The following is a 550-nucleotide window of genomic DNA, read 5'->3' as shown; positions in this document are numbered from 1 at the left end:
TGGTACTGCCCCCGACAGGCGGGCGGGAGAGTAGGACACCGCCGGCACACCCACCCACCCACAACCACACACACAACCCCAGGGCGATCAGGTCGCTTGGGGAGGCCCTCGGCTCGGGCGGCCGCGCGAGCTGCGGCACGGGTTGTCTGCTATATGCCTTGAACCATGGGTTGGGCTAGCCGTTCCTTTGAGTTCCTCTGAGATCGTTCACAGCCGAATGACTCTCTGCGTTCGCTTTGACCGGTTCTATCGGCGCGGGCTCTATTGGCTCGTAGAGTGTCGGCGCAAGTAGTAGCCGAGCTTCCCGAACAAATACGCTCGAGCCGTTCTCTCCCCGTGTTAGCGGAGCGCATGACGAGCTGCGAGGCTCCGCGGAGGGGCCTCGGTCGTGTTGGACGGTATTCGGGTCGCAAGGATCAGTGATTGACCTGGCTGGGAGCCATGTGCAGGCGTGGTAAGCGGTGCCGTCTCCAGCGGCAGGCGGGGTGGCGGCGCTCGTTACGCACCCTCAGCGGGGTGGGGGTCCCCTTTGCCACGGGCACCGGAACAG

Source organism: Actinomyces sp. 565 (genome assembly GCF_010365615.1).
Classification (GTDB): Bacteria; Actinomycetota; Actinomycetes; order Actinomycetales; family Actinomycetaceae; genus Actinomyces.
This window is presented reverse-complemented; position numbering follows the sequence as displayed.